The 1,410-nt window shown below is 67.7% G+C and carries 1 pseudogene; it reads left to right on the top strand.

Features of this window, described 5'->3' with window-relative positions:
- Positions 1 to 22 precede the first annotated feature (22 nt).
- Positions 23 to 1,290, top strand: a pseudogene (locus OZ411_RS42825) (IS1182 family transposase).
- Positions 1,291 to 1,410 lie beyond the last annotated feature (120 nt).

The raw sequence follows: 1,410 nt of genomic DNA, 5'->3' as shown, positions 1-1,410 counted from the left end.
AGCGGAGCCACGGGCCGAAGCAGTGCGGCGCGGAGCGCCGCGGCTGCGCGAGCCGATGCGCGACCAGGTCGAACTGCGCGCGGTCGATATCGACAGCCTGATCGGGCAGGATCATCCGGCGCGGGTGATCTGGGCCTATGTCGAAGGGCTCGAGCTGAGCGAGCTGGAGGATCGGGTCAAGGCGCGGGAGAACAGGCCCGGCCATCCGGCGCCTTCGCCGCGGCTGCTGCTGGCACTTTGGCTGTACGCCACGAGCGACGGCGTTGGCAGCGCGCGGGCGTTGGACCGGCTCTGCGACAGCCATGACGTCTATCGCTGGCTCTGTGGCGGGGTGTCGCTGAACTATCACACGCTGTCGGACTTCCGGGTCGGTTGTGCCGATCTGCTCGACCGCTTGCTGAGCGAACATCTGGCGGCGCTGAGCAAGGCGGGGCTGGTCGATCTGGAGAAGTTGGCCCAGGACGGGGTGCGGATCCGGGCCCATGCGGGGACCGGATCGTTCCGGCGAGAGGCGACGCTGGACCGGCAGATGGCGCAGGCTAAGGCCGTGGTGGAAGAACTCAAGCGCGAGGTCGATGCGGATCCGGAAGCCAGCAACCGGCGCATCCGGGCCGCCAGGGAGCGCGCGGCGCGCGACCGCAGTGAGCGGGTGCAAGCGGCGCAAACGGCGCTGGCCGAGCTCAAGCGCAAGCGAAAGCAGCTCGACGACAAGGGCGGCAATGGCAAGCAGCCGAAGGAGCCGCGGGCCTCCACCACGGACCCGCAGGCGCGGGTGATGAAGATGGCGGATGCCGGCTTCCGCCCGGCCTACAATGTGCAGGTGGCCAGCGCGGCGGGACAACCGATCGTGGTCGCGGTCGATGTCGACAACAACGGATCAGATCGCGGCCTGATGCGGCCGATGCTGGAACGAACGCGCGCCCGGCTGAAGCGCTTTCCCCGCCGCCATCTCGTCGATGGCGGGTTCTGCAGCGCAGAGGACATCGAGTGGGCGCATGGCCAGGGCATCAGGTCTATTGTCCACCGACCAAATCCAGGAGCGGCGTCGATCCTTTCTTGCCGCGGAGCAGCGATGGCCCGGGGGTATTGGCCTGGCGCGCCCGCATGGCCAGTGACGCCGGCACGGCACAGTACCAGGCCCGCTCGATCTGCGAATGCATCCATGCCCGCTGGCGCAACTGGGACCTCAGGCAATTGACCGTGCGCGGCATCGACAAGGTCCGTGCCGTCGTGCTCTGGTACGCCCTCACCAACAACATCCTGCAGGGACATCGCCTCGCCAACGCATAGCTGCGCCAACCCATAGCGGAGCGGAGCGCAAATCCCGCCCCGCTCGACCGTCGAGGTCTTCAACATCCGCTACTTCGGATGCCGTCTACCCGCAGACCGAATTGGTTCTCAGGCTCTACG

Source organism: Bradyrhizobium sp. Arg237L (assembly GCF_029990105.1).
In the GTDB taxonomy this organism is placed as follows: Bacteria; Pseudomonadota; Alphaproteobacteria; order Rhizobiales; family Xanthobacteraceae; genus Bradyrhizobium.
This window is presented reverse-complemented; position numbering and strand designations above follow the sequence as displayed.